Origin of the sequence: Rhizobium sp. J15, assembly GCF_002531825.1 — a bacterium.
Taxonomy (GTDB): Bacteria; Pseudomonadota; Alphaproteobacteria; order Rhizobiales; family Rhizobiaceae; genus Rhizobium.
The window spans coordinates 1-24,058 of record NZ_NWSX01000035.1 but is presented as its reverse complement, the minus strand read 5'-3'; the positions used below and the strand labels follow the sequence as shown (position 1 = coordinate 24,058).

Annotated in this window: 27 protein-coding genes; 13 read left to right on the top strand and 14 right to left on the bottom strand. The window is 64.8% G+C overall.

Translation table 11 applies throughout. The features are described 5' to 3' along the window. Positions 1-37: 37 nt before the first annotated feature. Together CO670_RS23980 and CO670_RS23975 are read left to right on the top strand one after the other, a co-directional pair. Positions 38-484 (top strand): SRPBCC family protein, encoded by a 447-nt coding sequence (locus tag CO670_RS23980; protein ID WP_097592511.1) that lies wholly within the window; start codon positions 38-40, stop codon positions 482-484. Positions 485-668: 184 nt separating this feature from the next. After that, a complete protein-coding gene (locus CO670_RS23975; protein WP_097592545.1) occupies positions 669-1,004 on the top strand; it encodes a hypothetical protein in 336 nt (111 codons plus the stop codon). 84 nt (positions 1,005-1,088) lie between these two features. Here CO670_RS23975 and CO670_RS23970 read toward each other — a convergent pair whose 3' ends face one another. Beyond that, the gene (locus CO670_RS23970; RefSeq protein WP_088673407.1) at positions 1,089-1,313 is read right to left on the bottom strand and encodes a hypothetical protein; all 225 of its coding nucleotides are present in this window, start codon (positions 1,311-1,313) and stop codon (positions 1,089-1,091) included. Between the two features lie 308 nt (positions 1,314-1,621). Between CO670_RS23970 and CO670_RS23965 the strand changes: the two genes are divergently transcribed. From CO670_RS23965 to CO670_RS23955, 3 genes are all read left to right on the top strand, one after another. After that, positions 1,622-2,713, top strand: coding sequence for an adenylate/guanylate cyclase domain-containing protein (locus CO670_RS23965; RefSeq protein WP_097592510.1), 1,092 nt, complete (start codon positions 1,622-1,624; stop codon positions 2,711-2,713). 64 nt (positions 2,714-2,777) lie between these two features. Continuing rightward, a complete protein-coding gene (locus CO670_RS23960; RefSeq protein WP_097592509.1) occupies positions 2,778-3,419 on the top strand; it encodes a helix-turn-helix domain-containing protein in 642 nt (213 codons plus the stop codon). Next, on the top strand, positions 3,416-4,684 hold the full coding sequence (locus CO670_RS23955; protein WP_097592508.1) for an MFS transporter: 1,269 nt from the start codon (positions 3,416-3,418) through the stop codon (positions 4,682-4,684). Before CO670_RS23960 ends, CO670_RS23955 begins: the two co-directional genes overlap by 4 nt. On the opposite strand, the gene CO670_RS23950 is transcribed toward CO670_RS23955, so the two are convergent. The 4 genes from CO670_RS23950 to CO670_RS23935 form a co-directional block, all read right to left on the bottom strand. Next, positions 4,647-5,552: a LysR family transcriptional regulator gene (locus CO670_RS23950; RefSeq protein WP_097592507.1), complete on the bottom strand. Its 906-nt coding sequence runs from the start codon at positions 5,550-5,552 to the stop codon at positions 4,647-4,649. The genes CO670_RS23955 and CO670_RS23950 overlap by 38 nt on opposite strands. 270 nt (positions 5,553-5,822) lie before the next feature. Then, on the bottom strand, positions 5,823-6,845 hold the full coding sequence (locus tag CO670_RS23945) for an LLM class flavin-dependent oxidoreductase (protein ID WP_097592506.1): 1,023 nt from the start codon (positions 6,843-6,845) through the stop codon (positions 5,823-5,825). A gap of 366 nt (positions 6,846-7,211) precedes the next feature. Further along, complete coding sequence (locus tag CO670_RS23940) at positions 7,212-7,469, bottom strand: hypothetical protein (RefSeq protein ID WP_097592505.1); 258 nt, start codon at positions 7,467-7,469, stop codon at positions 7,212-7,214. Between the two features lie 5 nt (positions 7,470-7,474). Continuing rightward, positions 7,475-8,272 carry a DUF899 family protein gene (locus CO670_RS23935; protein ID WP_097592504.1) on the bottom strand — a complete coding sequence of 266 codons (798 nt, stop codon included), beginning with the start codon at positions 8,270-8,272 and terminating at the stop codon, positions 7,475-7,477. A 114-nt stretch (positions 8,273-8,386) separates the two neighbouring features. On the opposite strand from CO670_RS23935, the gene CO670_RS23930 reads away from it, so the two are divergent. From CO670_RS23930 to CO670_RS23915, 4 genes are all read left to right on the top strand, one after another. Beyond that, on the top strand, positions 8,387-9,607 hold the full coding sequence (locus tag CO670_RS23930) for a helix-turn-helix domain-containing protein (protein WP_097592503.1): 1,221 nt from the start codon (positions 8,387-8,389) through the stop codon (positions 9,605-9,607). A 27-nt stretch (positions 9,608-9,634) separates the two neighbouring features. Next, positions 9,635-10,264: a PQQ-binding-like beta-propeller repeat protein gene (locus tag CO670_RS23925; RefSeq protein ID WP_097592502.1), complete on the top strand. Its 630-nt coding sequence runs from the start codon at positions 9,635-9,637 to the stop codon at positions 10,262-10,264. 352 nt (positions 10,265-10,616) lie between these two features. Beyond that, positions 10,617-12,314, top strand: coding sequence for an ATP-binding protein (locus CO670_RS23920; RefSeq protein WP_097592501.1), 1,698 nt, complete (start codon positions 10,617-10,619; stop codon positions 12,312-12,314). 10 nt (positions 12,315-12,324) lie between these two features. Beyond that, positions 12,325-12,726, top strand: coding sequence for a response regulator (locus tag CO670_RS23915; RefSeq protein ID WP_088685310.1), 402 nt, complete (start codon positions 12,325-12,327; stop codon positions 12,724-12,726). A gap of 261 nt (positions 12,727-12,987) precedes the next feature. Here the strand turns inward: CO670_RS23915 and CO670_RS23910 are convergent, their stop codons facing one another. Then, positions 12,988-14,415 (bottom strand): PLP-dependent aminotransferase family protein, encoded by a 1,428-nt coding sequence (locus CO670_RS23910; RefSeq protein WP_097592500.1) that lies wholly within the window; start codon positions 14,413-14,415, stop codon positions 12,988-12,990. A 170-nt stretch (positions 14,416-14,585) separates the two neighbouring features. Here CO670_RS23910 and CO670_RS23905 point away from each other — a divergent pair, with 170 nt between their 5' ends. Continuing rightward, positions 14,586-15,449 (top strand): DMT family transporter, encoded by an 864-nt coding sequence (locus tag CO670_RS23905; protein ID WP_097592544.1) that lies wholly within the window; start codon positions 14,586-14,588, stop codon positions 15,447-15,449. Between the two features lie 159 nt (positions 15,450-15,608). Next, the gene (locus tag CO670_RS23900; RefSeq protein WP_097592543.1) at positions 15,609-16,061 is read left to right on the top strand and encodes a DUF4168 domain-containing protein; all 453 of its coding nucleotides are present in this window, start codon (positions 15,609-15,611) and stop codon (positions 16,059-16,061) included. A gap of 93 nt (positions 16,062-16,154) precedes the next feature. Here the strand turns inward: CO670_RS23900 and CO670_RS23895 are convergent, their stop codons facing one another. The 5 genes from CO670_RS23895 to CO670_RS23875 all read right to left on the bottom strand — a co-directional run bounded on the left by CO670_RS23895 (position 16,155) and on the right by CO670_RS23875 (position 19,522). Beyond that, positions 16,155-16,769 (bottom strand): 3'-5' exonuclease, encoded by a 615-nt coding sequence (locus tag CO670_RS23895; protein WP_097592499.1) that lies wholly within the window; start codon positions 16,767-16,769, stop codon positions 16,155-16,157. A gap of 56 nt (positions 16,770-16,825) precedes the next feature. Then, entirely contained in the window at positions 16,826-18,256 is a 1,431-nt protein-coding gene (locus CO670_RS23890; RefSeq protein WP_141502366.1) for a hypothetical protein, read from the bottom strand. A 275-nt stretch (positions 18,257-18,531) separates the two neighbouring features. Further along, positions 18,532-18,684: a hypothetical protein gene (locus CO670_RS33070; protein ID WP_176539010.1), complete on the bottom strand. Its 153-nt coding sequence runs from the start codon at positions 18,682-18,684 to the stop codon at positions 18,532-18,534. Between the two features lie 263 nt (positions 18,685-18,947). Beyond that, complete coding sequence (locus CO670_RS33255; protein WP_210202693.1) at positions 18,948-19,247, bottom strand: hypothetical protein; 300 nt, start codon at positions 19,245-19,247, stop codon at positions 18,948-18,950. Between the two features lie 74 nt (positions 19,248-19,321). Then, positions 19,322-19,522 carry a hypothetical protein gene (locus tag CO670_RS23875; RefSeq protein ID WP_097592497.1) on the bottom strand — a complete coding sequence of 67 codons (201 nt, stop codon included), beginning with the start codon at positions 19,520-19,522 and terminating at the stop codon, positions 19,322-19,324. A gap of 457 nt (positions 19,523-19,979) precedes the next feature. Between CO670_RS23875 and CO670_RS23870 the strand changes: the two genes are divergently transcribed. Together CO670_RS23870 and CO670_RS23865 are read left to right on the top strand one after the other, a co-directional pair. After that, positions 19,980-21,614 (top strand): globin-coupled sensor protein, encoded by a 1,635-nt coding sequence (locus tag CO670_RS23870; RefSeq protein WP_097592496.1) that lies wholly within the window; start codon positions 19,980-19,982, stop codon positions 21,612-21,614. A gap of 247 nt (positions 21,615-21,861) precedes the next feature. Next, entirely contained in the window at positions 21,862-22,668 is an 807-nt protein-coding gene (locus CO670_RS23865) for a dienelactone hydrolase family protein (protein WP_245425975.1), read from the top strand. A 15-nt stretch (positions 22,669-22,683) separates the two neighbouring features. Here CO670_RS23865 and CO670_RS23860 read toward each other — a convergent pair whose 3' ends face one another. From CO670_RS23860 to CO670_RS33250, 3 genes are all read right to left on the bottom strand, one after another. After that, on the bottom strand, positions 22,684-23,070 hold the full coding sequence (locus CO670_RS23860; RefSeq protein ID WP_097592541.1) for a cupin domain-containing protein: 387 nt from the start codon (positions 23,068-23,070) through the stop codon (positions 22,684-22,686). 120 nt (positions 23,071-23,190) lie between these two features. After that, the gene (locus tag CO670_RS23855; protein WP_097592494.1) at positions 23,191-23,457 is read right to left on the bottom strand and encodes a DUF2277 domain-containing protein; all 267 of its coding nucleotides are present in this window, start codon (positions 23,455-23,457) and stop codon (positions 23,191-23,193) included. Positions 23,458-23,569: 112 nt separating this feature from the next. Further along, positions 23,570-24,058 (bottom strand): hypothetical protein (locus tag CO670_RS33250; RefSeq protein ID WP_210202692.1); only part of this gene is annotated, 489 nt, incomplete at its 5' end.

Here is a 24,058-nt window from a genome sequence, read left to right as displayed (position 1 = left end):
GAGGCGGGGCGGGCCGTGGCCATCATGGGAGGGAGGCATGCCAGAGTCTTTCGTCGTGCGCCGCGAGGCGCATATTGCGGCGCCGCCGGCGGCGGTGTTTGCGCTGATGACCGATCCGGAGAAGATTCTCCGCTGGATGGGAACGCAGGCGGAGATCGAGCCGGAGCCGGGCGGGCTCTATCTCGTCAATGTCACCGGCGCCCGCTTCGCCAGGGGCTCTTTCCGCGAGGTGGTGCCGGTGCATCGCCTTGCCTACAGCTTCGGATGGGACGGCAGCGAGGTGGTGCCGCCGGGCTCCAGCCTGGTCGAGATCGACCTGATCGAACAGCCGGATGGGACGCTGTTGCGACTCACCCATAGCGGCCTGCCGAGCGAGGAGCAGTGCGCCGGCCATGCCGAGGGCTGGGCGCATTATCTCGGGCGGCTCACCGCGGTCGCCGCCGGGCGCGATCCGGGTCCGGATCCTTTTTACGGCAGGACATGAACGATTTTCCGGGCGCGCGGGGCGCTTGCCAAGCGCTTGCCGCTGCGGGAAAAACGGCCGGACGGCGCTGCGATCGGCCGTCGAAAAGCACGGTTTTTTCTCCTGCAAACATGAATGCCCGGTTCATCTCCAGTTCAATTTGGCAGCCCTAAGGTGAGTGCGGCTGGATGAAATGGAGTTTTCGATGAAGGCACTTTCTATCGCGGCTGCCTTGCTCGCTGGCAGCCTCTCGATCGGCACAGCGCAGGCGATGCCGATGGGAACAATCGACGTCCCGAGCAAGATCGCGAGCGATGTCACGAAGGGCGATGTCACCAAGGTCGACTACGCCTGCGGCCGCGGCTGGCACCTGACGCGCTGGGGCGAATGCCGCCGCAACTGGCGCCGCCCGCCGCCGGTGGCTTTCTATGGTGGTCCGCCCCGCTGGGGCTGGGAACGCCGCCACCGCGACTGGGACGGCCCGCGCTGGCGCCATGAGCGGCGCTGGGATCGCGAGCGCCGTTGGCGGGACGACTACTAAAAGCCTCGGCATGAGGCTGACGAACGAAGGCCGGTGCGATGTTTCGCCCGGCCTTTTCTTTTGGAAACTGTAATTGCGCCCAGGTCAGATCCGGCTGACCAGCCAGTGCTTGCCGTCAATCAGCTCTTCGAGCTCGATCGGATCCTTGACGCCGAACTCGAACCATTCGACGAGTTCCTTCGCCTTCCGCTTGCTCTCTTCCGCGGTGAACTCGATCTCATAGCGCGCGCACCACCGCCGCAGGATCGTCGTCAGCAGCGTCATGTCATTCCCGTCCAGCGGATCTTTCGGCCAGAATGTCGTGCCCATAGCAACCCCTCAATCGCTAAGGACAGGCTGGCACATAATGAAACGAATGTCCCGCAATCCAAAGGTGTATATCTGGTTGTTTTCCACCGAAGAGGCGGGTTTTCAACAGGGTTTTTCGGTGGCGGGGTTGACAGGGGTGACGGGGTGACTCCGGGAAGAGATTCGGGGATGCGGGAGCGTCGCGGCGAATGGCCTGGGGCTGGCGCCGATAGGCCGCGGTAGCATCCGCCCGCGGATGCCTGGGCGCTGTCCTGCCGGGCTGCGGAGTGTTCACTTGCGAACACTCCATGGCGATGCGATGTTAACATATGGATTTGCCTTCCTCCCTTGCCTGGCTGGTTGACGAGGCTGCGGTGTCGCCCGGTCCCGAACGGTTTCTGGCCGAGCTCGGGCGCCGGCTGCTTGCCGAAGGCCTGCCGGTTTCCGGCGGCGCGCTGACGCTTTCGGTGCCGCATCCGATCATTGCCCGGCGCACCTGGCTGTGGCGGGCCGAGACCGGGGCGGTCATCGAGGCGCTCGCCTTTGCCGCAGCACCGCGCAGCGATGCCGGGCGCGAATGGCTGGCCGGGCTCGGGCCGGTGTGGGAGGAGCGGATCGGCGCTTCCGAGGACGGGCCGCTGCTCGGCTGGGCGGGCATAAGCAACGGGGCAGGGGCGGACGCTTTTACTCCTGACGCCGTCGCCCGGCTGCGGGAGGTCGCGCGTTTTGCCGCCGCCCCGCTTGCCGCGCTGGCGGCGCGGGAGGCGCGGACGGCGCTGCTCGAAGCCTATCTCGGCCGGCGCAGCGCGGCCCGGGTTCAATCGGGCGCGCTCGCCCGCGGCACCGGCGAAACCATCCGCGCCGCTCTTCTCTGCGCCGATCTGCGGGATTTCACCGCGCTTTCCCAGGTCACCGAGCCGCATGCGATGATTGCCGCGCTCGACGCCTATTTCGACCGCGTCGCCGGCGCCGTGCATGCCTTCGGCGGCGAGGTGCTGAAATTCATCGGCGACGGCGTGCTGGCGATCTTTCCCGTCACGACAGGCGCAGATGGGCGAGGCGATCACGAGGCTTGCGAGGCGGCGCTGAGGGCGGTCGCGGCCAGCCGCGCCGGCATGATTCATCTCGACCGGATGCGTGAGGCCGAGGGGCTGGCGCCGCTGCCCTTCGGCGCCGCACTGCATTTCGGCGAGATCCTCTGGGGCAATATCGGTGCGGCCGACCGGCTGGATTTCACCGCCATCGGCCCGGCGGTCAATCTGGTCAGCCGCCTGGAAGGGCTCTGCAAGCCGCTCGGCCGCAGCGTGCTGATCTCGGGTGCGGTGGCCGAAAACACCGAGGCCACGCTGGCGCCGCTCGGCGAGCACGCCCTGCGCGGCATCGCCGAGCCTTGCGCGGTCTTCACCTTGGCCGAGGTGTGAGGCCGAAACATATTTTCGCAAAGAAAGCTTTGCAAAGATATGTTTGCAGTTATATGCTTGGCGCATGAAACATCCGCACCATGAACCTGCCGCAGATGCCCGCGCCGTCAGCCGGGTCGTGCCCGAACCGACCGCGCTGAAGGCGCTGGCGCATCCCATGCGGCTGCGCATGCTCGGCATGCTCCGGATCGATGGGCCTGCCACGGCGACGCAGCTTGCCGCGCGGCTCGGCCTGAACAGCGGGGCGACGAGCTATCATCTGCGCCAGCTCGCCCAATACGGCTTCATCGAGGAGGCGCCGCATGGCTCGCGGCGCGACCGCTGGTGGCGCGCCAGCCACGAGCTGACCTCGGTGCCGCCGAGCGAGGCCGAAGGGGAGGCGCTCGATCTCGACATCGCCTTCAATCAGGCCGCACTCACGCTGCAGGTCGGCCAGATGCAGCAGGCGCTGGAGGAATATGCCGAGCTGCCGGCCGAATGGCGCAAGGCGACGGCTGCCGACGACATCATCATCCCGATGACGGCTGATCAGGCCGAGGCTCTGACGAAACGGCTGAGGGAGATCATTCTGGAGGCGATGCAGGCGGCTCCGCGGCTGGGGGAGGCGGCGTCGCAGGAAGCCGGCATGGTTCCCTTCTATGTCATGCTGCACGCCTTTCCCTATCCCGGTCGCCTGCCGCATCGCGAAGGCGAGGGCGAACCGTGAGACGGGGCGGGCCGTTCCTGGCGCTTGCCGCCGCCGAGACATTCTCGCTCTCCGGCACGCGGCTTTCGACCATCGCCATTCCCTGGCTGGTGCTGAGCACGACGGGCAGTCCCGTGCTGACGGGACTGACGGCGATGGTGGAGATGCTGCCCTATGTCGTCGCCAAGGCGCTCGGCGGGCCGCTGATCGACCGCGCCGGCGCCAAGCGCGTCGCCATCATCTCGGACACCGCCTCGGTGGCCGTGGTTGCCCTGGTGCCGCTTCTCGATCTCTTCGGCCTGCTTGGGATGCCGGTGCTGCTGCCGCTGGTCTTTGCCATGGGCGTGCTGCGCGGCCCTTCCGATGCCGCCAAGCAGGCGATGGTTCCCGATATCGCGACGCTCGCCGGCGTGCCGCTCGAACGGGTGACCGGCGTCGCCAGCGCCATCGAGCGGCTGGCCTCGACGGCGGGAGCGGCCGGCGCCGGCGCGCTGATCGGGCTGATCGGCCCCGGCCAGGCGCTGCTCGTCAATGCCGCCACCTTCGCCGCCTCCGCGCTGATCGTTGCCGTGGGCATACCCGGCACGCGGCGCGCGCCCGATACGCGACCGGCCGAACGGGCTTCCTATCTCGACGATCTTCGCGAGGGCTGGCGCTTTCTGCGCGGCGATGCCGTGCTCGTCAGCATCGTCGCCATGGTGGCGGTCACCAATCTCTTCGACCAGGCCTATCATGCGGTGCTGCTGCCGGTCTGGACACGCGAGAGCGGCCAAGGCCCCGAACTGCTCGGGGCGATGTTCGCCGCCTTCGCCGGCGCTTCGATCGCAGGTGCGGCGATTGCCGCGGCGATCGGCGAGCGCATGCCGCGCCTGACGGTCTATACCGTGGCTTTCCTGCTGACCGGCTTTCCGCGCTTTTTCGTTCCCGCGCTGGACGCGCCGATCGGCTTGGTCTTTGCGACGCTCGCCATCGCAGGCTTCGCGTCGGGCTTCCTCAACCCGATCCTGTCGGCGGTGATCTTCGAGCGCATCCCCAAGCCGCTGACCGGCCGCGTCACCGCCTTGAACACCGCCCTCTGCTTCGCCCTCATCCCCTTCGGCGGCCTCGCCGGCGGCGCGCTGATCAGCACGCTGGGCCTTGCCGCGGCGCTGTTTCTGATGGGGCTCGGCTATCTCGCGGCAACGCTTGCGCCGCTGGCGCTGAAGAGTTTTCGCGGGTTTGACAGGACCTTGCCTGAAGCATCCGGCTCTAGCTGCGCGCAAGCTCCTCAGCCATCAGGTCGATGAAGCCGCGCACGCGTGGTTCGAGCAGGCGCTTGTCGGGATAGAGCGCCACGATCCTGGCGTCATCGGTTTCGAGTTCGGGCAGGATCTGGCGGAGGCGGCCGGCGGTAAGGTCGCCGGCGATGAGGAAGTCGGGGAGGAGGGCGATGCCGAGGCCGGCGAGAGCGGCGTCGCGGATCGCCTCGCCATTGTCGAGCCGCAGCCGGCTGCGGCCCTGCGCCTTGACCCAGGCGCCGCCTTCGCCGCGAAAGCGCCAGCCCTGCCTTTGATTGCGGCTCACAAAGAACAGGCAGTCATGGGCGGCGAGATCGTCGAGATCGCGTGGCTCGCCGCGCTCGGCGAGATAGGCGGGCGAGGCGCAGAGCCGCGCCTTGTCGCTGGCGATGAGACGCGAGACCAGCCGGCTGTCTGCCGCCGCCGGGATCGCGCCGATCCGGATCGCCAGGTCGAAACCCTCCTCGACGATGTCGGCAAGGCGGTCGGTGAAGCTCACCTCTGCCTGCAGGTCGGGCCAGGCCCGGAGATATTTTTCGAGCAAGGGCAGCACGACGAGGCGGCCGAAAGCATCGGGAGCGGTAAGGCGGAGCACGCCGCGCGGCGCGCCGCTCTTGCCCGAGACACTCGCTTCGGCCTCGTCGACCGAGGCGAGGATCTGCAGCCCGCGCTCGTAGAAAAGGCGGCCTTCCTCGGTCAGGCTCAGGCTTCTCGTCGTGCGGTTGAGCAGGCGGGCGCCGAGGCGGTCTTCCAGCCGGATGACGGCTTTTCCCGCCGCCGAGCGCGAAAGCCCCATCGCCTGCCCGCCGCCGACGAAGCTCCCGGCATCGACGACGGCCATGAAGATCAGGATGTCATTCAGGTTCGTGCGCGGCATGAGGCAACTCGAGCGGTTCGGGCTACGCCTTAATTCGGTCGGGCTGCGGCCGATTCAAGGTTCGCACCATCAACGCCCAGCGAGGCAGGAAGGTCCCGAGGCTTGGTTTATGCGGTGGAGGGGTTGCAGATGGGCTCTTCTGCGCGCGTGATGAGTATGTGGGGCACAGGTGATGAGGAGAGGGTGTGCCGTGTCACACGGCACGTCCGCTCCTCGCCGTTCCGCGACTGGCGCTGATGCCTCGCTCGACGGTCACGCCTTGCGCAGCCGTCACCGCCAGCCGAGCGCCGGCGCGACGTGGGTCAGGATCGCTTCGATGACATGGGCGTTGTATTCGACGCCGAGCTGGTTGGGCACGGTGAGCAGCAGCGTGTCGGCCTCGGCGATCGCCTCGTCCTCGGCGAGCTGCTTGATCAGTCGATCCGGCTCGGCGGCGTAGCTGCGGCCGAAGATTGCCCGGGTCTTCTCGTCGATGAAGCCGATCTTGTCGCCTTCGTCGCCGCCATAGCCGAAATAGGCGCGGTCGCGCTCGTCGACGAGGGCGAAGATGCTGCGGCTGACGGAAACGCGCGGCTGGCGGGTATGGCCGGCCTCCTTCCAGGCTTCGCGGTAGGCGCGGATCTGGGCGGCCTGCTGGACGTGGAAGGGTTCGCCCGTCTCGTCGTCCTTCAGCGTCGAGCTCTGCAGGTTCATGCCGAGCCTGGCCGCCCAGACGGCGGTGGCGTTGGAGCTTGCGCCCCACCAGATCCGCTCGCGCAGGCCCTCCGAATGCGGCTCCAGGCGCAGCAGGCCCGGCGGGTTCGGAAACATCGGCCGCGGGTTCGGCCTGGCGAAACCTTCACCGCGCAGCACTTCGAGAAAGACTTCGGCGTGGCGCCGCGCCATGTCGGCGTCGCTCTGGCCTTCCGGCGGGCCGTAGCCGAAATGCCGCCAGCCGTCGATCACCTGCTCGGGCGAACCGCGGCTGATGCCGAGCTGCAGCCGCCCGCCGGCGATGAGATCGGCAGCACCCGCATCCTCGGCCATATAGAGCGGGTTTTCATAGCGCATGTCGATGACGGCGGTGCCGATCTCGATCCGCTTCGTCCTGGCGCCGACGGCCGACAGCAACGGGAAGGGGGCTGCGAGCTGCCGGGCGAAATGGTGCACGCGGAAATAAGCGCCATCGGCGCCGAGTTCTTCGGCCGCCACGGCAAGGTCGATCGATTGCAGCAGCGCATCACCCGCCGAGCGCGTCTGCGACTGGGGCGAGGGCGTCCAATGCCCGAACGAGAGAAATCCGATCTTCTTCATGCCGCGCCTTTATCCGTTGGGTTTGTGGTGGATCGGTCATGGCATGGTTTGGGGCCGCAAGACAATCGGGAGCGGAGGGATGCGGCTTTCTTGAGCGCGCGTGGTTGGATTCTTGCCTGCGTATCGCGTGCGGCCCCCTCATCCGGCTGCCGCCACCTTCTCCCCGCTGGGGAGAAGAGACTCGTGGCAATGCCGCATTCTCTCCCACCCCCTGCTATCCGAGGGACTGACGAGACCCCCCACGATCTCCCTCTTCTCCCCAGCGGGGAGAAGGTGGCCCGCAGGGTCGGATGAGGGGGCTACACGGTATGCCCTCTCTTCCGGTATCCTCGTGTCTCTAGCACAGAGGGGCGGGGTGAACCACCATCACCGTTTCATGCCCCACCCACCAACAAGCCGCAACCACGGCGCCAGGTGGAAGCCGGTCATCAGCAGGTACATCGATGTCATCCCGGTGAGCGGAAAGGCGTCTGACGTGGTCATGCAGAGCATATCCGGGCTCCCGGCCGTCAGCAACGCCATGATCGCGAATGTCGGGGCAGCGGCGAGCGACAGCCAGTTGGCGGCGTCGAGGGAGGGGCCGGCGTCGTCGGCCCGTTTCGAGGCGTGAGCGAAGAGCGCCATTGCCGTCACTCCTTGCCGTAGCGGTCGTGGTGGCGCCACCAGATGCCGGTTTCGTTGCGGCCCTTCGGGGCGCGGTCGAGCCATTGATACATGCCCCAGAGCCCGTCCAGCCCGCGTGCATAGCTGGAATAGCTGTGATGGACCGCGCCGTCGATCAGTTCGAAGGCGCTGACGCCGGGGCGGTCGCGGGTGTAGGTGGTGACGTCGGTGCCGGTCATGGACGCGATCTGGACGATCGGCGCTTCGCTGCCGCGCAGCTGCCATTCCTGCACGGTGCTGCCGGGCGCCGGTTCGGGGGCGGGCGGTTCGCGGCGGTAATTGTATTCGATGCCGCCGAGGCGCTGTTCTTCGGCGCTGAACCAGACGCTGAAATCGCCGTTGAAATCGCTGCCGGCCGAAGAGGCCCAGGGAAAGCTCCAGTCCATGCGCCGCTTGAAGGCGTCAAGCTTGGCAAGCGGCGCCCGCGAGACGGCCCAGAAGGCGACGTCATGGTTCTGCAGATGGACGAAGAAGCCGTTGAAGCCGTCGGCGATCGAGGAGCAGGAGGGGCAGCCGGCGCTGTAATCCGGCCCGAACATGAAGTGATAGATCAGAAGCTGCGAGCGCCCGCCGAAGAGATCCTTCAGCGAGACGCTGCCGCCGTCAGTATCGAAGCGATAGTCCTTGTCGATCCGCACACGCGGCAATTGCCGGCGTTTGGCCGCCAGCGCATCGCTTTGCCGCGTCAGTTCCTTCTCTTCCTCGAGCAGATCGAGTCTCGCCGCCAGCCATTGCTCGCGGGTTGCGTTCAGCATTGCCGTCATGGTCTTCTCCTTTGCCTGTCTCTCGTCGTAGCATCCGGCGCGGTTGCCTGAAGTCGAGGGAAGATTACGGCCGGGCGGAGGAATGGCGGGAGTGACAAGTGTGACGGGATTTGAATGGACTCGCTGATCACGGCCGCGGCACGGGCGCTGGCGTCGGGCGATGTGCTGGGTGCCCTGAAACGGGTGGCGCTGCGCGAGGATGCGGCGGGGCTGGCGCTGCGCGGCATCGCCATGGCGCAGCTCGGCGATCTCGTGCGCGCCAAGGCGCTGTTGAAGAGCGCCGCCCGCGCCTTCGGCCCGCGCGAGGCGGTGGCCCGCGCCCGCTGCGTGGTCGCCGAGGCCGAGATCGCGCTCGTCTCGCGCGATCTCACCTGGCCGGTCAAGGCGCTGGATGGCGCGCGCAAGGTTCTGGAGGCGCATGGCGACCGGGTCAATTCAGCCCATGCCGGCAATATCGCCATCCGCCGGCTGGTGCTGATCGGCCGTCTCGACGAGGCAGAGCAGGCGCTGGCGGCGCTCGATCCGGCGCCGCTGCCGCCGCCATTGCGGGCGGCCCACGAGCTTGTCGCGGCCGGCATCGCGGTGCGGCGGCTGCGCACGGAGGCGGCGCGTGCCGCCCTCGACCGGGCAGGGCTTGCGGCACGCCACGCCGATATGCCGGTGCTGACGGCGGAGGTCGAAGCCGCCGCCCGCGTGCTCGATCTCCCGGCGGCGCGGCTGGTTTCGCTTGGGAACGAGCGCCCGCTGCTGCTTGCCGAGGTCGAGGCGCTGTTTGCATCCGGCACGCTCGTCGTCGATGCCTGCCGCCATGTCGTGCGCGCGGCCGGCGCGGCGGTGCCGCTCGCAAGCCGGCCGGTGCTTTTCGCGCTTGCCCGCGCACTTGCCGAAGCCTGGCCGGCGGATGTGGCGCGCGGCGTGCTGATTGCGCGCGCCTTTCGCGGCAAGCATGCCGACGAATCCCACCGCGCGCGGCTGCGCGTCGAGATCGGCCGCTTGCGCGCCGAACTTGCGGGGCTGGCCGAGGTCTCGGCGACCAAGCGCGGCTTTGCACTTTCGCCGCGCGGCGCCGGCGAGATCGCGGTCTTGGCGCCCCTCGTCGAAGGGCCGCATGCGGCAGTGCTTGCCCTGCTTGCCGATGGCGAGGCGTGGTCGAGTTCGGCGCTGGCGATCGCGCTCGGCGCGAGCCCCCGCACCGTGCAGCGGGCGCTGGACAGGCTTGCTGGCGAGGGCAGGGTGCGAGCGCTCGGGCGCGGCCGGGCGCGGCGCTGGATGAGCCCGCCGCTCTCCTCATTCCCGACGATCTTGTTACTCCCCGGGCCGCTGCCGAGCGACTAATATGGTTCCATCGACAAGGAGGAAGAGATGAAGAATTCGGCTGCTCAGATCCTGCGCGAATATGGACCTTTTCCGGATGCCGAGCGCGTCCACGGCGTCACTTTCGACGGCCGGCACGTCTGGTTCGCCTCGGGCGACAGGCTGAACGCGCTCGATCCCGACAGCGGCGAGGTGGTGCGCGTCATCGAGGTCGCCTCCCATGCCGGCACGGCCTTCGACGGTGAATTCCTCTATCAAATCGCCGAGGACGTCATCCACAAGATCGATCCGAAGACCGGCAGGATACTCACCACCATCCCGGCCCCCGGCAATGGCGGCGATTCCGGCCTGGCCTGGGCCGAGGGCACGCTCTGGGTCGGCCAGCATCGCGGCCGCCGGATCCACCAGATCGATCCCGAGACCGGCAAGATCCTGCGCACCATCGACTCCAACCGCGTCGTCACAGGCGTGACCTGGGTCGACGGCCAGCTCTGGCACGGCACTTGGGAAGGCGACGACAGCGACGTCAGGCGCATCGATCCCGAGACGGGCGAAGTGCTGGAACGGCTCGATATGCCCGAAGGCACCGGCGTCTCCGGCCTCGAATCCGACGGCGGCAACCGCTTCTTCTGCGGCGGCGGCAGCAGCGGCAAGATCCGCGCGGTGCGCCGGCCGTGAGCATGGGCCATTGGTGAGCCCTTGCATCCGGCGATCGCGGAGCCTCGAAGCACGCGCTCCAACGCTGCTTCTTGCTTTCTCCGGGGTAGGGCGTCCAGCTTGCCTTTAGCGATGTGCCCGTGGCCCCCTCATCCGGCTGCCGCCACCTTCTCCCCGCTGGGGAGAAGGTGATGGGGCGCTGCTCCGAGTCTCTTCTCTTCTCCCCATGAGGGGGCTGCTTGGCGAAACGGCGAATGCAAGCACGCCAGCAATGACGAAAGATGGGCAATTTCTCTCCGAGAGCAATTCATCGTCCGTCAACCTTTGCGTGTCAACTTCTCCGGTAGCGAACGCCGTCAAAAGGTTGCGGGGATTGAAGGTCGGGCTCACATCGCACATCACGTTCGTCCTGGTGGCGCTCACCTCTGCGGCGGCGGTGTTGCTTTGCGGCTTTGCCTGGCTCGCCTCCGTCAAGGTCGATGACATCTCGCTGCGCCGCCAGTCCGATTTCGTCGGCCAGGGGCTGGAAGAGCAGATCAACGCGCTTCCGCGCGAGCAGGAAAGCATCACCAAGTGGGACGATGCCTTTCTTTACGCCAAGCAGCGCAACCATGATTGGCTGGTCGACAATGTCGGCCGGTGGACGAGCCAGTATTTCGGCCACGACCGCACCTATATTTTCGACGATACCAACCGGCTGATGTTCGCATTCCGCGACGGGGCCGACACCATGCCGCCGCGGCTCGGCAGCGACGACGCGGGCGAGATGACCGCGCTTGCCGGCGAGATGCGCGCCGCGCTCACCGACGGGGCCGGAAAGCCCGGCGCCTTGCCGCCCGGGCAGCTGGCGCACGTGCGCACGGTCATGATCGGCAACAGGCCGGCAATCGCCAGCGCCCGGCCGATCCTGCCGAGTTCGGCCAGGATGCAGATCGAGGCGGGCCAGGAGTTCATCGCCGTCTCGCTCAAGTTCATCGATGGAAAGGTTGCCGAAAACATCGCCCATTACGCCAGGCTCGACGGCCTGCGGTTTTCGCTTTCGAAGGGCCCGGACGCGCGGGCGCAGGTGCCCGTTGCCTCGCATGAGGGCGGCACGATCGGCTATCTCGTCTGGCGGCCGATCCGGCCCGGCTTCATGCTGCTCAAGCAGATTGCGCCGGCCGGGCTCGGCTGCCTGGCGATATTGATCACCGCCGTGTTCTGGCTCGGACGCGGGCTGCACCGCACATCGCTGACCCTGCTCGACAGCCAGGCCGAGCTCACCCATCACCGCAGCCATCTGGAAGAGATGGTGGCCGACCGCACCGCCGAAATCGAAAGGCAGAGGGAGGAGCTGGACCGGCTGCTCGCCCACGAACGCCACGTCAACGCGCTCCAGCGCCAGTTCGTCGCCATGGCCTCGCACGAGTTCCGCACGCCGCTTGCCATCATCGACGCGGCCGCCCAGCGGCTCTGCCGCTCGACCACCAATGTCAGCGGCGATTACGTGCTGGAAAAGGCGGGCGTGATCCGCAGCGCGGTTGTGCGCATGGTCGGCCTCATGGAAAGCATTCTTGCCAGCGGCAGGCTGGAAACCGGCCAGATCATCCTGAAGCGCAGCGAAGGCGACCTGAAGGCGCTGCTCGTCGAGTGCTGCGAGAAGCAGCGGCCGCTCAGCCGCGCGCATGTGCTGCATCTCGATCTCGCGCCGATCCCCGAGCGCCTGAGCTTCGACCGCAGCGCGATGGAGCAGGTGTTCACCAACCTGATCTCGAACGCTGTCAAATATTCGCCAAATGCGGGAGATATTCATATCCGCGCGCGAGCGGACGAAAAGACGGTGGAGATTTCGGTCGCCGACAGCGGCATCGGCATGGATGCCGAGGATCTGCCGAAACTCTTCCAGCCCTATTACCGCGCCCGCAGCGCCACCGGCATTGCCGGAACCGGCATCGGCCTCAACGTCGTCAAGCAGGTCGTCGAACTGCATGGCGGCAAGGTCGAGGTGGCGAGCGAGCTCGGCAAGGGCACCACTTTCACCATTCTCCTGCCGATAGAGCGTCTATTGCAGGATCAACAATTTGCAGCTTGAGGAATAGCTTATGGTCACTGTCCTGTGCATTGAAGATGAAGTCGAGATCCGCAACCTCCTCGTCGAGGAACTGAACGAAGCCGGATACAGGACGCTCGAAGCCGCAAACGGCGCCGAGGGGCTGGAAATGATCCTGTCCAAATGGCCCGACATCGTCATCAGCGATATCTCGATGCCCGTCATGGACGGCCACCAGCTGCTGGCGGAAATCCAGATCAACCACCCGCAATTCTCCAACATCCCCTTCATCCTGCTGACGGCACTGACCGACCGTGAAAACACGCTCGCCGGCCTGCGCGCCGGGGCCGCGGATTACCTGACGAAGCCGCTCGATTTCGATCTGCTGCTTGCCAAGCTGGAGGGCTGCGTGACGCGGCTGGAGAATGACAAGGCGGTCAACCGGTCGTTTTGATGGGGTGGTGGCGAGAAGGGCGAGGGCGTGCCGTGAGGCCCCCTCATCCGGCTGCCGCCACCTTCTCCCCGCTGGGGAGAAGGGGATGTGGCGAGGCCTCGCCCAGCTTGAGACTCGTGCTGTGGGACGGTGGCTGGGCGGCCTGCTCTCTCTTCTCCCCAACGGGGAGAAGGTGGCCCGAAGGGTCGGATGAGGGGGCTACACGGCACGCCTTTCATCATTGCCCTTCGCTTCCGCCCCATGCATTTGTGGCGTTGCTGCTCACCTTTCCTCCGGCCGCTTTCGCAACACATCCCCCAACACCTCGAACACCCGCGCATCCAGCGTCTGCGACACATTGAACCGCATGAAACCCGTTGCCGTCTGCGACAGGCTGAAGGCATTGCCGGGCGCCAGCACGATGCGCCTTTCCAGGGCCGCCCGCGCCACATCAGCCGCGTCGATGCCCTCCGGCAGGCGGCACCAGAGGAACATGCCGGCCTGGGGTTCCAGCCAGGGCGTGATGCCGAGGACCTTCAGACGGGCCGAGACTTCGGTCATCGCGCGGGCGAGGCGCTGCCGCAGCGTTTCCATGTGCTTGCGGTAGCCGCCGTCGCTTAAGACGGCGAGCACCAGTTCGGCGGTCATCCGGCCGCCGCCGAAGGCGGTGGCGATCTTGAGGTCGGTGAGGCCGTCGATCCATTCCGGCTTCGCCGCCACGAAGCCGCAGCGAGCCGACGCCGAAAGCGTCTTCGAAAAACTGCCGATATGGATGACGCGGTCGAGCCCGTCGAAGGCTGCGAGGCGAGGGGCCGCCGCATATTCGAAATCGGCGAAGATATCGTCCTCGATGATGGTGAAATCGAACTGGTCGGCGAGTTTCAGAACGCGGTGCGCCGTTACGGGAGAGAGCGCGGCGCCGGTCGGGTTGTGGATGGCGGAGTTGGTGATGTAGAGCCGCGGCCGCTGTTCGGCGACGACCTGGGCGAATTGCTCGATGTCGGGACCGGAGGGCGTATAGGGCACGCCGACGATCTTGGCGCGGTGGGCGCGCAGCAGCGCATGGAAATTGAAATAGCAGGGGTCGTCGACTAGTACGGTGTCGCCGGGTTCGAGCAGGAAGCGGCAGATGAGGTCGATCGCCTGCGTGCCTGACTCGGCAAGCATGATCTGATCGGGCGAAGCCTCGATGCCGTGTTCGCCCATGCGCCGCGAAATCAGCTGGCGCAGCGGCGGCAGGCCGAGCGGCGAGCCGTAATCGGCAAGGGCCGCCCCATCGCTGCGGGCAAGCGTTCGGAGCGCCCGGCGCATGCCGTCGCCCGGCAGCCAGGAGGGCGGCAGCCAACCGCAGCCGGGCTTGAGATCGGCTTCGCCGGCTTCCAGCGACTGCCGCGAGATCCAGAAGGGATCGACGGCGCGGTCGAGCTTCGGACCGGCCTCGGTGAGCGCGAAGGGTGCCGCTTGGTTGGCGACATAGAAGCCCGAGCCCGGCCGCGACAGGATCGCGCCCTCGGCGACCAGCCGCTCATAGGCATCGACGACGGTCGAGGTCGAAAGCTTCATGCTCGCCGCCAGCCCGCGCACCGAGGGCAGCTTTGCCCCGGGCGTCAGGCTGCGCCCGGCGATGCGCTGCCGGATCGTCGCGATCACCATCTCGACGCGCGTGCGTCCCGCCAGTTCTTCATCCATCCGTACTGCTTTCCGCACCATAACAGTTTTGCGAAATCGTATCAGACCGTCACTGTCATGGCCATCCGTACAGGCCGATAAAGGTGAGCGGCGCGCCGCTTGCGAATTTGATTCAAGGGGCGCGCTTAGGTCGTTGTTTTTATGCATGTCGTTCTTCCCAAGGCCGGCATGGACTTTGGAAGGAGTGCATGATGGAGCGCATGACGGCGGGATGGATCAATGGCTTGATCGGGGTGGTGATCTTCAGCGGTTCGCTGCCGGCGACCCGCGTTGCGGTGGCGCAGTTCGATCCCGTCTTCCTGACCGTTGCGCGTGCGGCAATCGCCGGGCTTCTTGCGCTCTGCCTGCTGATTGTCTTTCGCGAGAAGCGGCCCTCCGGGCGCGATATCCTCTCGCTTGCCGTCGTCGCGCTCGGCGTCGTGGTGGGCTTTCCGCTGCTGACGGCGCTGGCGCTGCAGCATGTCACGTCAGCCCATTCGATCGTCTTCGTCGGCCTGCTGCCGCTCGCGACCGCGACCTTCGCCGTGATCCGCGGCGGCGAGCGGCCGAAGCCGGCCTTCTGGCTTTTCTCCGTTCTCGGCAGCGCGCTGGTGGCGGGTTTTGCTCTGGCGCAGGGGCTGACCGCCTCGCCGGTCGGCGACCTGCTGATGCTGGCGGCAATCCTCGCCTGCGGCCTCGGCTATGCCGAAGGCGGCCGGCTGTCGCGCACGCTCGGCGGCTGGCAGGTGATCTCCTGGGCGCTGGTGCTGTCGCTGCCGCTGATGGTCACGGTCGCGTTTCTCTACCGCCCGGCCAGTTTTTCCGGCATCGAAACGCCGGCGCTCGTCGGCCTTGCCTATGTCTCGCTGTTCTCCATGCTGATCGGCTTCATCTTCTGGTATCGCGGCCTCTCCCAGGGCGGCATCGCCGCCGTCGGCCAGCTGCAACTGCTCCAGCCCTTCTTCGGCCTGGCGCTCGCAGCCACCCTGCTGCACGAGCCGGTGACCTGGGCGATGCTCGGCGTAACGGTCGGCGTCATCGCCTGCGTGGCCGGGGCGAGGCGGTTTGCGCGGTAGCGGCCGAACTCCCGCCGCCGGTCACAAAGCAGCCGCTCAATCGTCAGCAAATGGCCCCGTTACTGCCGCATCGTGCCCTTTTCAGGCTTCATCGTCGCGACCTCGCCAGCCTTTTCAGTGGCTGAGCGATCGACCGAAATCACCGGAAAAGGAATGAAGATGATCACTCGTTACACATCCCTTGCAACGATGACCGCCGCGGTTTTCAGCCTGCTTGCTCTCAGCCCGGCATCCGCTGTGGAGATGGCCCAGGCGCAGCAACAGCCCGCACAGGGCGAGGCGCCGATGCAAGGACAGGGCGGGGGCAGCGGTGCGGCCGCACCCGTCAGCGATCAGAAACTCGAAGCCTTTGCCGTCGCCTATGTGCAGGTCGACAAGGTGCGTCAGGAATATTCGGCCAAGATCGACGCGACGAAGGATCAGGCCGCAAAGCAGAAGCTGCAGGAGGAGGCCAAGAAAGAGATGGTCGACACCGTCCAGGCCTCCAAGGATATTTCCGTCGAGGAATATTCCTCGATCCTGACGGCGGCGCAGAGCGACCCGGCTCTCGCCAAGAAGGTTCTGGAAAAGGTCGGCAATTCGGCGCCGGCGCAGCCGCAACAGCAGCAATAGACAGCCTGCCCAGGCGCGGCGCAGCGGCGCGATGCGTTCGCTCCGGCAATGCTCGCCCTTTGGCAGGGCATTGCCGGAGCGTGCGGTCTTCCCTCAGAGCCGGTCGAAAGCCTCGGGGCTCAGTTTCCCGATGCGGAGCAAGTGCTGCAGCGTGTAGGTCAGTGAAAGCGCATCGTCGAGGCCGTCATGGCCCCGCAACGGCGGATGTTCGACGCCGTAATAATCGGCCAGTTTGCTGCTCGGCGTCCTTGCCAGATCCTCGATCGGCATGCCGGCGGCGAGCAGCAGCTTGACGGCATTGTCGAACCTCTGGGCCGGGATGGGGGGCTGGATGCCGGCGACGTAGCAGCTGATCGCCATCATGTTCATCTCGTCCTTGCCCCAGGACCAGAACCGGGCGCTCTGCGAGAAGCGGTCCATACTCGACAGAGCATCCTCCAACGCCACGCCATGAGCGTCGATATCCGCTTCGGTAATGCCCGTCAGATCGGTGAAATAGGGATCGAGCGGATATCGTCTGCCGAAGCGGTCGGCGGGCCTGATGTAGATCCTGCGCGTATCGAGGATCGGAAATTCGCCTTCGAGGCCGAGCTTGACTGCGCCGATCTGCGCTATGACGGGATCGGGGTCGTGTGCTGCAGCCCAGAATCTGCGCTGCGATCCTTCGCGGCAAACATATTCACAGTCGAATAAGATGGCGGTCTTCATCTTCAGTTCTCCGAGGATTTGTCAGGGGCGACCGTTGCGGGCTGTATTAGTTGCCCTCACTCCGTATCGAATTTGAAGATCGGCCGGCCGCTGAGCGTGAAGGCTTCGCCCGGATGATAGAGATAGGCGGCGCAGGCACGGTCGAGGCGCATGGCGAAATCATTGGCGACGGAGAGGCGGGCTTCACCGCTCGGCGCCTGCCGGACGAAGGCCTGCAAAGCCGCGGGATCGCCCTTGGCAAAGAGCAGCTCCGTCACGATGCCGAAGGTTTCGAGATCGGCGGCGAGGATCGGCGAGACAGTGCCATCGCGCACCTTGGTCGCCATTTCAGTCCAGCGTGGCCAATCGATCTTGTCGGATAGATCCTCGGGTTTGGACGGCATGGCGTCCGTCTTGCCTATCACGTAAGGCTGCAGCGCCGCGACGGCGAGCAGGCGATCCATGACGTCGCCGATGGTAAAGACGTCGGATGTCCTGACATAACGGTCGCCGGAGTAGGCCCTAGTCAGATCCTCTTCCAGAGCCGGTCGCCCGGCCAACTTTACGGCAGCTCGATAGGAAAACAGCCAGGCGACGTCCATCGTGCCGCTTCTGTTGATCGCACCGCTCTTGACCTGCTGCGTCAGTTGTTGGGCAACGAGATCGCCGATCTCGAAACCACTCTCGAGCATCAGAATATGCTCTAGAAAACTCTGCTCCGGTTCGAAAGACGTGCCGATAACGTTGCTGTGGAGTTGCGCCTTTTCAGGCGATCCGCCTCCCTTTACTCTGGGTTGGCCCACCATGGCTCGGGCAAAATCGGCGTTGAACTCCGGCCGAAGTTTGCTGCCTTTCGTGCTGCCGCGCTGAATGAAGCGGTCCCATGCCGCAGGGTCGTTTTCGCTGGCTGCCACGTAGTTTGCGATATCGGGCAAGCCATTGGCTTCCGCGGCGCGGACGATCCGTTCCTTGAATTCGTCCGATTGGTCGACGATCGATGCCGAAATCACGCCGCCGGCATTGGTGAACGGGCCGGCGGTATTGTCGAGCGGCACGAAGGGAAAAGCGGCGAACCGTTTCATCAGCAGGTCTTCGCCTCCATCCAGCAGCAGCGCGCGGATGCCGGATATGCGAAGCCCCGACATTATCTCATCGAACTTTTCGGCGCCGGCCGCGCCACGGAGCGCCTTATGACCCAGGCGGTGGAGATACCAGGCTGAGACAAGGTCGTTCGCAGCCTGAGATCTGGGACTCCGTTTAAGCACCGTGGCCAGCAGAATGCGGGTTTCGTCATCGCCAAACCCAGCATAGCGGATCTTGAGATAGGCCGCCTCGGGCCCAAACCTATCGGCAACCGACGGCGTCAAGGCGTCGTCGCCGGCAAGCACGATATCGCTGAAAGCGAGGATTGTTTCCCTTTGCGGGCAGAACTTATCCGCGGCAAGGGCCGGGGAGGCGAGGCTGGACAATAGAAGAAGGCTGAAGAAACCGGTCACTCTGCGAAACATCGTCATTCCTTTGCGATGCAAAGCATCGTCAAATCCTCGGCGGTCCCCCAACGCAACCCCTGACTCGGAGCGCGGCCGCCGGCCGGAGGATAGGCGGCAGCCGGGTGCGCGGCAAGGGGATGACACGGGAAGGTGGTGGGTTTCTTATGGTTCGGCTTTCGAAAGCTGTGCCGCAGAAAATGACCAGTTGCTGTGGCGCGCCAGGAGCGAGGTGACCGGCGTTGATGGGGCACGTGGCAGATGGTATTGCATGCCGGATGAAGCGGCTCCAAATTTCAAATATTGTAGCTCCCGACTTGCCTTGCGATGCCTGGATGGTGGATGTTGATGCCGCCGATAGCCACATCGGCGTCAGCAATGTCTGCTTTGAGATTCAATTCGATGTCGGGCCTGTCGACGCCGATTGGGCCGAGCACTTTTTCGTGCAAATCGTCACTCCCGACAGGCGTAACTCACGCGGACAGGGGAAGTATCTTGTCCTTCGCGAGTAAAGCGTCGCCAACCTTAAGCAATATCTGTGTGCCGCGGTATCAGCTTGCGAAATGGAAGACTGGGAGCGGTCCTTGATGGAGTTGCGAAAGCGATTTCGGTGGGAATGGGATTTGCCCAACGGCTGACTGGCCCCGCAGCAGTTGGCTGCGAAAGTGTGCTCCTAGTGCGAAAACCTCCTGATGCAGCGCACCGATTCTCATCAACTGCTGTCGATGCTGCCTTCACGGATTATTCTGAGCAATTTGAGGACGAATCCAACGCATGGAGCGCTCCAGACAAAGGCTACGAACCAAGCCATCGCCGTCGCTCCCAAACACTCCTCCTCATTGATCCGGCAACTCGGCTCAAGAGCGAAGATGTATAAGAAGATTGCACCAGCTAAAACTGCCGCACCTGCGATGGCGATGGATATCCAAAGCCTCGCCCCTTGCGCCATGATCAAGGCGGCAACGAAGACCGCTGCGAAAGGCAGGGCCATCAGCCAAAGTACCAATGTCATTTGCCTTTAGTGCCTCCGGAACAGGAAATTATCAACGAAGTCGAAAGATGCAGATGAATTGTTCTTTGCCCCTCTCACTCCGTATCGAACTTGAAGATCGATTGACCGTCAAGCGTGCCGGCTTCTGTCGGATAGAAGAGGTAGGAGGCGCAGGTGCGGTCGAGACGGATGGCGAAATCGTTGGCGACGGTGATACGGGGCTCGCCGCTCAGGGCTTGGCGGACGAAGGTCCTCGGAGCCTCCTGATCGCCTTTGGCGAACAGAAGTTCCGTCACGATGCAGAAGATCGCGGGATCGGCGGGAATAGTGAGGCGAGGGAGACGGTGGCCGGGTGCGCGGCAGGGGGATGACGCGGGGGAGTGGTAGGTTTCTTATGGTTCGGCTTTCGAAAGCAGTACCGAACGAAAAGGATGCGCTGCTACGATCGGATGGCGTCGGCCGAAACCGTTGAAATATCATCGGTGTCCGCGTTCAGTTGCGGCACCCTGGCGGACAGTCATCCGCTATAGCGTCAGCGTTGCGCGCGGCGGCATCCGAAACCCGCACTTGTATCCATTCTGCGCTGGATAGTCGTGGCCCGGCAAAGGCGTTTACCCTCTGTAAACCATGTGGCTATCAATTCGAGTTTATCCGAGGGGCGCGGGCGCTGCACGACAGGCTGCTGCAAATGGGATTCTGAGGCAGATCCCGCGCCCGCACCGTTTGCGACATTGTGTTTTCAAGAGGTTATTCATGCAGAACTTTTCCCATGCGCATAAGGGTCAGGCCGATGCTCGCTCGAGCAATCAGCATATCGAGCGCCGGCTCGATTTCATGGGGCTCGACGAGCAGGGCCGCGCCGGCATCCGTTCGCTGAAGGGCCTGATCGAGCGGGAGCTGCCGCATGGTCTCGACAAGTTCTATGCGCAGCTGCGCAACAGCCCGGAGGTCAAGCGCTTCTTTTCCTCCGACGAGCATATCGCCCGGGCCAAGGGCGCCCAGATGGGGCATTGGGTCAATATCTCAGACGGCAATTTCAGCGAGGATTATGTCGGGAAGGTCCGCACCATCGGCTCGGTGCATGCGCGCATCGGCCTGGAGCCGAGATGGTATATCGGCGGCTACGCGATCATCGTCGACCATCTGATCAAAAGCGCCGTCGAGGAAATGTTTCCGCAGGGGATGTTTTCGCGCAAGAGCATGAAGCCGGCCGAGTTCGGCAAGGCGCTGGCAAGCCTCGTCAAGGCCGTCATGCTCGACATGGATCTCGCCATTTCGGTCTATATCGAGGAAGCGGAAGTCGCCAAGCAGAAGGCGCAGGCCGAAGCGATCGAAAGCGAGCAGAAGCTGGTCAGTGACTGTTTCGGCAAGGCGATGGCCGCGATCGTCGCCAAGGATGTCAGCTACCGTATCACCGACGAGCTGCCGGCCGCCTATCACCGGCTGCGCGACGATTTCAACCATGCGCTCGAACAGCTGACGGGCACGATCCGCGAGATCGATTCCGCGGCCTCCGAGATCAATGCCGGTTCGCAGGAGATCCGCTCGGCGGCCGACGACCTCGCCAAGCGCACGGAGCAGCAGGCCGCCTCGATCGAGGAGACGGCGGCGGCCCTCGAAGAGATCACCACGACGGTCAAGGATTCCAGCCGGCGCGCGGAAGAGGCGGGCCAGCTGGTCGCAAGAGCGCGCATCGGCGCGGAAAGATCCGGCCAGATCGTCGAGCGGGCAGTGACCGCGATGGGCGCGATCGACAGTTCCTCACGCGAAATTTCCAGCATCATCGGCGTCATCGACGAGATCGCCTTCCAGACCAACCTCCTGGCGCTGAATGCCGGCGTGGAAGCGGCACGCGCCGGCGAGGCCGGCAAGGGCTTTGCCGTCGTCGCTCAGGAAGTGCGCGAGCTCGCCCAGCGTTCGGCGAAGGCGGCCAAGGAGATCAAGGGCTTGATCAACACCTCCGGCGAGCACGTGAAGACGGGCGTGTCGCTGGTCGGCGAAACGGGCGAGGCGCTGAGCGTCATCGTCGACGAGGTCAAGGAGATCGATCGCCACATCGGCTCGATCGTGGAGGCCGCGCGCGAACAGGCAACCGCGCTCGCCGAGATCAACATCGCCGTCAACGCCATGGACCAGGGCACCCAGAAGAATGCCGCCATGGTGGAGGAATCCACCGCCGCAAGCCATGCGCTGGTGCGCGAGATCGGCCGGATCGCCGCCATGCTCGGCGAATTCAACATCGAAAAGACCAGCGCGTCCCAGGCACGGCGGCAGGCGAAGCCCGCGGAGACCGGCTCTCCCGCGCGCGATCTTCGGGCCAAGGTCGCCAGGGCCTATCAGACCCAGGGCAATGCGGCGCTGGCCGGCGGCCAGTGGGATGAGTTCTGAGGGTATGGTTCGGGGCGGATCGGTTTGCGTTAGTTAGGGACGGGTAGCCGAGGGGTGCCACACGGCACCCCTTTGCGGATGATATTACGTCGCGGCCGCGTCACGGCCAGCTCCTGGCCGATAGCGCATTTACGGATATTGGGCTAACCTGCCTTGAGGCGATGTCGAACGTATGTCCGCTCGCCGGGCAATACATTTGGTCGAGGGTAGTTCAGTGCAGATCGCGAGATTTTGCTTCTGTTTTGCCATCTGTCTCGGCATCGTGCCGCAGGCCGGCCCGGTGCATGCCGAGGAGTTGGTGCGCTTCGAAGGCGCTCCGGTAAAGCTCAGCCCCTTTCGAATACGCAAGGCGAAAGAGCAGGCGGAAACTCTCCTTGAACCGCAAGGGACGCCATTGCTCGGATACTTGTCTCGCCCGCGAGGGGACGGCCCGTTTCCGGCAGTCGTGCTGCTGCATGGATGCGAGGGCATGCGTTCGAGCGTCAAGGAGCTTTGGCCGAAACGGCTGGTTTCCTGGGGTTACGTGGTGCTGGTGGTCGACAGCTTCACCACCCGCAACATCGCGGACGCGTGCCAGAGCTTTCTTCCCGAGCGTGTCTTCGATGCCTATGGCGCCCTGGATTATCTGTCGAAAGCGCGCTTCGTCGATATCGGGCGCGTCGCCTTGATGGGCTTTTCAACGGGCGGCACCGTCACGCTGGACGGGACGAAAATCCAAGGCAACGAACAGCTTATGGACCGGAAATTCAAGGCGGCGGTTGCCTATTATCCGCGCTGTGCCGCAACTCAGGGCGAGGCGACGGTGCCGACCCTGATCCTGACCGGCGATCGGGACAATTGGAGCCCGGCCGACCAATGCCGCAAGAGGCTCGCCTCTCTTGGCGACGACGGCGCGCCAATCGAGCTCGAGATCTATCGGGGCACCTACCACAATTTCGACGCGCCGGAATTCAGGGCCGGAAAGAGAGTGCTGGGCCATATCGAAAAATACAATCCGAACGCCGCCTTAAAATCGATCGGCAGCGTTCGCACCTTCCTGCGAAAATACCTCTAGCACGCCGCCCAAGGCTCACTTGGCGGGCACGACCAGCGCCTCGTCCTTGCGCACGATATAGGTCGCCAGTTCCGACGCTTTGCCGCTGCCGACGTTTTTGGCCGAGTGCACCACGCCGGAGGGAATGAACAGGGATTGGCCGGCTTGAAGCGTCACCGGTTCCCTGCCGTCGAGCTTGTATTCCAGCGTGCCTTCGAGAACGTAGGCGATCTCTTCGCCCGGATGCGAGTGGTTCGGCGCAAGAACGCCGGGCGCGAAATCGACGCGCACCTGCACGGCCTCGTGGCCGGGCACGTCGATATCGCTGCTGACGAGATCGGTGCGCTGCAGCGGCTGTTCCGCATGCGCTGTTGCCGCGCCGCCGATAGCGAGCGCGAGCGCCATAGCCTGGATCATTTTCATCATGTCATCCTTCCTGAATTGACCATTGCCGGCTCGTTGGCCGCGATGACATTTCAGTCGATGATTGAACCAGGGATGTGTCTGGAAACTCCCGTTTTTGTAAGCGAATGTATCTGCGGGTTACGCGAACCGGACCGCGCTTTTGGCGCGCGCCTTCGCCGCCACTTCCTCGCGATCGCGCGGCGGCTGGGATGTCTCCAGTGAATCGATCAGTTCGCGGGCGCAGGCAGCGATCGAACCGACCGCACGCTCGAACGCGGCCTCGTTGCGCTTCGACGGCTTGGTTGCTCCGCTGAGCTTGCGCACGAACTGCAGCGCGGCATCATGAATCTCTTCGTCCGTCGCCGGGGGATCGAAATTGAACAGCGGTTTTATGTTTCGGCACATGGCTTGCTCGCGGTCGTTTTTCTGGGGAGTGGCCTGATACCGCAGAGGTAGTTGGGCGGGCGTGAATTGCAACGGGCAGGGGGAGCGGCGCGTCAGTATTCAATGAGCGTTGTCAAACGCTCTCGGCGTCGCGGGGAATGGCCGGCTTCGTACTTCTCGACAAGATGAACGCGGCACGTTCTCTCACCGAAGGACTACGATCAGTGCTCAATGTCGAAGCGAGTTCCTCCGCCTCACAGCTTCCATGCCAGTGCTGAATGAGGACCGTCAGGGCGGCGCGCCGGACGATTGGTGACGTATCGGACGCAGCGGCTCTGACAACAGCGAGTTTGTCGAGTGGAAGGTCGACGTTTCGGAAATTGAATTTAGGTTCCCGTGCCCGTCTTCCCATGGACTTGTCTATCCACTTCCACTCCCAGCCAACCTGCCAGCCTGCCCGCGCATCAGCGATGGCTTTGACCGCCACGGCGCGGACCCAGGGTTGTCTCGCGGTTGCAGCCAATTGCGGCGTTGAAATGCTGGTATGAGATTCGACAGCAACCGTGGCCCCCTCATCCGGCTGCCGCCACCTTTGTAACTTCCCTTTACCCGCTATTGGCGT

Coding starts and splice junctions, on each gene's coding strand:
- CO670_RS23980 (WP_097592511.1), top strand. CDS start 38: ATGCCAGAGTCTTTCGTCGTGCGCCGCGAGGCGCATATTGCGGCGCCG.
- CO670_RS23975 (WP_097592545.1), top strand. CDS start 669: ATGAAGGCACTTTCTATCGCGGCTGCCTTGCTCGCTGGCAGCCTCTCG.
- CO670_RS23970 (WP_088673407.1), bottom strand. CDS start 1,313: ATGGGCACGACATTCTGGCCGAAAGATCCGCTGGACGGGAATGACATG.
- CO670_RS23965 (WP_097592510.1), top strand. CDS start 1,622: ATGGATTTGCCTTCCTCCCTTGCCTGGCTGGTTGACGAGGCTGCGGTG.
- CO670_RS23960 (WP_097592509.1), top strand. CDS start 2,778: ATGAAACATCCGCACCATGAACCTGCCGCAGATGCCCGCGCCGTCAGC.
- CO670_RS23950 (WP_097592507.1), bottom strand. CDS start 5,552: ATGCCGCGCACGAACCTGAATGACATCCTGATCTTCATGGCCGTCGTC.
- CO670_RS23945 (WP_097592506.1), bottom strand. CDS start 6,845: ATGAAGAAGATCGGATTTCTCTCGTTCGGGCATTGGACGCCCTCGCCC.
- CO670_RS23940 (WP_097592505.1), bottom strand. CDS start 7,469: ATGGCGCTCTTCGCTCACGCCTCGAAACGGGCCGACGACGCCGGCCCC.
- CO670_RS23935 (WP_097592504.1), bottom strand. CDS start 8,272: ATGACGGCAATGCTGAACGCAACCCGCGAGCAATGGCTGGCGGCGAGA.
- CO670_RS23930 (WP_097592503.1), top strand. CDS start 8,387: ATGGACTCGCTGATCACGGCCGCGGCACGGGCGCTGGCGTCGGGCGAT.
- CO670_RS23925 (WP_097592502.1), top strand. CDS start 9,635: ATGAAGAATTCGGCTGCTCAGATCCTGCGCGAATATGGACCTTTTCCG.
- CO670_RS23915 (WP_088685310.1), top strand. CDS start 12,325: ATGGTCACTGTCCTGTGCATTGAAGATGAAGTCGAGATCCGCAACCTC.
- CO670_RS23910 (WP_097592500.1), bottom strand. CDS start 14,415: ATGGTGCGGAAAGCAGTACGGATGGATGAAGAACTGGCGGGACGCACG.
- CO670_RS23905 (WP_097592544.1), top strand. CDS start 14,586: ATGGAGCGCATGACGGCGGGATGGATCAATGGCTTGATCGGGGTGGTG.
- CO670_RS23900 (WP_097592543.1), top strand. CDS start 15,609: ATGATCACTCGTTACACATCCCTTGCAACGATGACCGCCGCGGTTTTC.
- CO670_RS23895 (WP_097592499.1), bottom strand. CDS start 16,769: ATGAAGACCGCCATCTTATTCGACTGTGAATATGTTTGCCGCGAAGGA.
- CO670_RS23890 (WP_141502366.1), bottom strand. CDS start 18,256: ATGTTTCGCAGAGTGACCGGTTTCTTCAGCCTTCTTCTATTGTCCAGC.
- CO670_RS33255 (WP_210202693.1), bottom strand. CDS start 19,247: ATGACATTGGTACTTTGGCTGATGGCCCTGCCTTTCGCAGCGGTCTTC.
- CO670_RS23870 (WP_097592496.1), top strand. CDS start 19,980: ATGCAGAACTTTTCCCATGCGCATAAGGGTCAGGCCGATGCTCGCTCG.
- CO670_RS23860 (WP_097592541.1), bottom strand. CDS start 23,070: ATGAAAATGATCCAGGCTATGGCGCTCGCGCTCGCTATCGGCGGCGCG.
- CO670_RS23855 (WP_097592494.1), bottom strand. CDS start 23,457: ATGTGCCGAAACATAAAACCGCTGTTCAATTTCGATCCCCCGGCGACG.